A 4,789-nucleotide genomic window follows, 5' to 3' on the forward strand; every position below is an offset into this window, starting at 1 on the left:
GAAGCAGCCCGTGCGCAGATCGATCACCGACAGCAGTTCCGACGTGACTGTCCACGTCGTCGCCCGCTCGCGTGCGCGCGCGACGATCTGTGCTTCAAGGTCGCTGTTGAGCGCCCGCAGCTCGGTCTCGCGCGCCGCCAGTTCGCGCTCGTGGACGATCTTCGCGGTGGTCTCGGTCGCGATATTGAGGAAGCCGGCGATTGCGCCCTGGTCATCGCGCAGCGGACTGTAGGCGAAGGTCCACCACGTTTCTTCCGGATGACCGTGCCGTGTCATGGTGAGGGGCAGGTCTTCATGCCCGACCGGGGTGCCGGCCATCGCCGATGCGGCGAGGGGTTCGATATCAGGCCAGACTTCCGCCCAAACCTCGCTCAAGGGCTTTCCCAGGGCGGAGGGGTGTCGTGAACCGAGGAACGGCACATAAGCGTCGTTGTAGAAGAGCGTCAGCTCCGGCCCCCAGCCGACGCACATGGCGAATTGCGACGACAGCATCATGTCGAGGATGGTTTCGAGCGAGCGCGGCCAACTCTCGCGAGCGCCCAGAGACGACGCCGACCAGTCACAAGCGTCCGTCAGGCTACGGAGATCGCCACCCCTGCCGTCATTGCCCTGATCGTTAACATCCATCTTCGATCCCTACCTGGTCTCAGGACCAGGACGGCCGGTTGCCAAGCAGCCGACATATAGACCACTTTCACTCGATGAAGGCAGCCCTTCTACAACGGCTGCGTGGCACGAATGTCGACGGACAGGTCGTGCGCTTTCCCGTTTGACCATCGATTCCAGGAACAGATGACGGCCTTAAGCCGCTTGTGTCAGCTCAGCATCGAAAACGCTGCCAGCAGTCCGAGGCTTGCAACCCAATGGAGCCGGCGTATCGAACGGCAAGGTACGATCACCGACCAGTTCAAACCTGTCCCCATCGACCATCACCTGTGGGCTGATCGGGCGAGAATTGTAGCTTGAGGCCATCGCCGCTCCGTACGCGCCGGTTGCGTGGAAGACGGCCAGATCCCCTCGCGCCACGTGATCGATCGTCCGATCGGTGCCGAACATGTCACCAGTTTCGCAGACGGGCCCGGCGATGTTGGCAACCATCGTAGTCCCATCCGGGCGGACGGCCGCGAAGCGGTGATATGCGTCGTAAAGCGCGGGACGTGCCAGATCGTTCATCGCGGCATCGACGATGACGAACGGGTGGCTCAGGCCGGGCTTCACCCAAATCACCCGTGTCAGCAGCACGCCGGCAAGACCGGTGATGATGCGACCGGGTTCGAACGTGAGGCTGACGTTCCAGTCGCGCGTCACACGCGCAACCATCGCCGCATAGGCGGCGAGCGACGGCATCACATCTTCAGGCCGATATGCAATGCCGAGCCCACCACCCAGATCGACCCGGGTGATCGGGTGCCCGCGTGCGCGAAGGTCAAGAACAAGCGCGCCGATCCGGCGGTACGCGGCCTCCAGCGGTTCCAGATCGCTGATCTGACTACCGATATGAAGCGCGACCCCTTGCAGATCGAGGCCGTCGAGTTGCGCCAGTCGATCGTACATGTCCGACGCGCCCGCGATATCGACACCGAATTTGCTTGTTCGCCTGCCGGTCGTGATCTTGGCATGCGTTCCGCCATCGACATCGGGGTTCACGCGCAGCACCGCTGGCGCACGCATGCCGCGTCGCCGCGCCAACTGCGCCAGAACACGACCCTCTTCCTCCAGCTCAAGGTTGAACTGGCCGATGCCGGCCTCCAGCGCGTCGATCAGTTCTTGATCGGTCTTACCGACGCCTGAGAAGACCACATCCGCAGGCGCGATCCCTGCGTCTAAGGCGCGGCGTAGCTCGCCCCCCGACACGATGTCGGCCCCATAGCCACACTCAGCGAGCAGCCGGAGGACTGCGCCGTTGGGGTTGGCCTTGACCGCAAAGGCGAAGCGGGCGGACGGCAGCCCCCGCAGGGCAGACATAAATGCGTTGGCGGCATGGCGGAGCGCCCCCGCCGAATAGACGTGAACGGGCGTGCCGACCGCATCGGCGATAACGGGCAGCGCGACGCCCTCGGCGCACAGCACGCCGTCACGATAGTCGAAGAAGCTCATGTAAGGAGACCTTGCGTGTCAGTGTCCAAAGCCGTCGTCGGCCTGCCCGCGGCGACGCACGCGGGCAGCATGGACGACGTCGGCGGTGTGGCTGTGCCCGCGCCGCTCGGCGCGGAGCAGCTGACCGACCCGCTTGCCATGGATCATCAGCGGCAAGCCGAGCAGGGCGAGCGGGAAGAAGACGATCATCGCCGGGGAGCCGTCGAGTGCCAGGCACATCGCACAGGAGGATGCCAGCAGCGCGAAGCCGCCGGCTTTCCATTGCAAGTCGCGACGGGTCATGCTGCCCGTGCCCGATCACGCGGGCGATCGCGGTCGACGATGAGCAGGTCGCCGGCATTGACGAGGCTTGCCCGCACGCCCGGCCGGTCGTCGCCTGCGCGACCACCGTGCCACAGAACGATGTCTGCCGGGAAATCAGCCTCGCCCGCCAGCGCCTCGACCATATCCGCCACCTCAAAGGTGAGCCCGATCGCCGGTTCGTGCAGACGTGCAGCTGCTGCACGCGCCCGCCCGATCATCGCCGGTGAGCCATCGATGCCGCGGCCCTCGATCGCTGTGAAGCCGAGCGCCCTGGCGTGACGCACGGCCTCGATAAGCAAGGTGCCGCAGGCGCAGTCGGCGTCGACGATGCGGACGGAATGGCGCCCTCGCTCGCGCAGAGCAGCAAGCGCGCCGCAGATGTCAGTCCAGCGCGCATCATTGTGCGCGGCACGGCTGCCTAGAATCGTGGACGGGGTAACCATCGAGGTGGACGACAGACGATCAGCCGTGACGAACGGCTTCAGTTTCGGTGTCATGGGATGATCCTCAGGCGGCGCAGCGTAGCGCGTGCTCGGCCGGGCTCACCGGCTCGAAGGAGATGAGCGGAACCAGCGGTGCCGAGACGATCTCGATGCTCGCGTGGTAGATTTGACGCTCCGCTTCGGCGAAGCTAAGCGCTGCGCCACGTGAGACGAACCGGCCCTCCATCTTTCGACCGCTATCCTGCACGAGCCAGTGGCCCGCCTTGTCCTGACCGACGTAGATGATCGTCCCGCGTTCGTCGGGCTCCGGATTGGGTTCGGACGACATATCGCCTTTCAAACCTTCGATAATCGAGCGTCCAGCGCCCGCTTGTCCGAGGTACTAGGCCCCGCATAGTGTTTCGAGATCGATTCCGGGAAAGTGCATAGTGCGCGCGTAGGCCTGATAACGGCTCGTCGCATTCGGGTCGGCGGGCAAGTGATCTACAACCAACGCGCCTTGCGGAAGCGCCAGTACAGCGCCGAACAGATCGTCAGGATCACGCCGATAGTTATGGGATAACCGTAGGGGCTCCGCAGCTCGGGCATATGTTCGAAGTTCATCCCGTAGATGCCGGCGATGGCAGTCGGCACGGCCAGGATCGCTGCCCAGGCCGCAAGCTGGCGCGTGATCGCGCCGGTGCGCTGCTGCTCAATGAGATTGCTGAACTCGAACACCGATGACAGCAGATCGCGCAAACCGCTCGCCATTGTCTCCACCCTGCGAACGTGATCCAGCACGTCGCGGAAGTACAGTCGAGCTTCGGCATCGACGCACGGAAGTTCGTTCTTGGACAGCTTGCGGGCAACCTCCTCCATCGGAACCAGAATGCGATCGAAGCGCATCAGCTCACGTCGCAGCGAAAAAATGCGGGCGATCTCGGCGCGATCAAGGAAGGTGTCGAGCATTCGCTGCTCCATGCTCGCGACTTCCTCCTCAAGGGCAGTCATCAGCGGCAGATAGCCGTCGACGATGAAGTCGAGGATGGCGTGGAGGACATAGTCGCCGCCCTTACCCAGCAGGTCCGGTGCGGCCTCCAGATGCTCGCGCAGCGGCTTGTAGGACCTTGTCGAGCCCTGCCGTACGGTGATGATATGGCTGTGCCCGAGGAAGGCGGCCGTCTGCCCGTAGACGATGTGCCCGTCGCACAGATGGGCGGTCCGGCCGATGACGAACAGCTGATCGCCGTAGACGTCGACCTTCGGCAGCTGCCCGTCCTTCAGCGCGTCCTCAACCGCCAGCGGGTGGAGGTTGTAGAGGCGCTGCAGCGTGTCGATATCGTCCGCACACGGATCGGTCAGTCCGATCCAGACGAACTCCGAGCGATCGGAGGGGCAATCCACCCGTTCGTCGATCGCGATCTCACGAACACGACGACCATGGCGGTACAGATAGGCGGCAATGACAGGCATGAGTGTCCTGATCAGCGCCGAGGAGCCGATGTCCAATCGATCAGGGTTCGTTCGGAATTTTGGGCATCGGATTCGGCGATCAATCGTGCACCCCGCGACAGACCCATGCGGTGACGCGCCTGCATCATCGAAGCGCCATGGCGCGTATCGAACGCCCGGCCCTGTGGCGTGATGGGCGCCTCCAGGCGCGAGCGAAACGCGGTTCGGACACGCTGCTCGGCACTGCGGAGGCGAGAAGGCGCCGGCTTGAACAGCTTGGCCCCGTGGACAAGAAGCAGCATGCCAGTGCTGGCGAGGATGAACGTCAACAGGGCAAGGCCGAACTCGGCGGCCTGTGCGGGACCATGACGCGCCGCCTCGTACACGCTGCGATGGACCAACGTCGATCCGCCGGAACATCCAAGCAGCACGACACCAAGCAATCGTGGTGGGAGCTTACCCACGAGACACGCTGCTTTTCAGCGTCCGATCGCTGACGAGGCTCAGCCGTCCCT

7 protein-coding genes are annotated in these 4,789 nt (G+C 64.1%); 1 reads left to right on the top strand and 6 read right to left on the bottom strand.

The features are described from left to right. The 6 genes from KAY22_RS24685 to KAY22_RS24710 all read right to left on the bottom strand — a co-directional run. Positions 1–495, bottom strand: a 495-nt coding sequence (locus KAY22_RS24685) for a PAS domain-containing protein (RefSeq protein ID WP_296625778.1), incomplete at its 3' end; no start/stop codon positions are given. A 306-nt stretch (positions 496–801) separates the two neighbouring features. Then, the gene (lysA, locus tag KAY22_RS24690) at positions 802–2,097 is read right to left on the bottom strand and encodes a diaminopimelate decarboxylase (protein ID WP_296625780.1); all 1,296 of its coding nucleotides are present in this window, start codon (positions 2,095–2,097) and stop codon (positions 802–804) included. A gap of 18 nt (positions 2,098–2,115) precedes the next feature. Beyond that, positions 2,116–2,379, bottom strand: a complete 264-nt coding sequence (locus tag KAY22_RS24695) for a hypothetical protein (protein ID WP_296625781.1) — start codon at positions 2,377–2,379, stop codon at positions 2,116–2,118. Next, complete coding sequence (locus KAY22_RS24700) at positions 2,376–2,897, bottom strand: SAM-dependent methyltransferase (RefSeq protein WP_296625782.1); 522 nt, start codon at positions 2,895–2,897, stop codon at positions 2,376–2,378. Before KAY22_RS24700 ends, KAY22_RS24695 begins: the two co-directional genes overlap by 4 nt. A gap of 10 nt (positions 2,898–2,907) precedes the next feature. Next, positions 2,908–3,171, bottom strand: coding sequence for a hypothetical protein (locus KAY22_RS24705; RefSeq protein ID WP_296625783.1), 264 nt, complete (start codon positions 3,169–3,171; stop codon positions 2,908–2,910). A 155-nt stretch (positions 3,172–3,326) separates the two neighbouring features. Next, a complete protein-coding gene (locus tag KAY22_RS24710) occupies positions 3,327–4,295 on the bottom strand; it encodes a magnesium and cobalt transport protein CorA (protein WP_296625784.1) in 969 nt (322 codons plus the stop codon). A 137-nt stretch (positions 4,296–4,432) separates the two neighbouring features. Between KAY22_RS24710 and KAY22_RS24715 the strand changes: the two genes are divergently transcribed. After that, positions 4,433–4,771 (top strand): hypothetical protein, encoded by a 339-nt coding sequence (locus KAY22_RS24715; RefSeq protein ID WP_296625785.1) that lies wholly within the window; start codon positions 4,433–4,435, stop codon positions 4,769–4,771. Positions 4,772–4,789: the final 18 nt, after the last annotated feature.

It is taken from the genome of Rhizorhabdus sp. (assembly GCF_018006725.1).
Lineage (GTDB): Bacteria > Pseudomonadota > Alphaproteobacteria > Sphingomonadales > Sphingomonadaceae > Rhizorhabdus.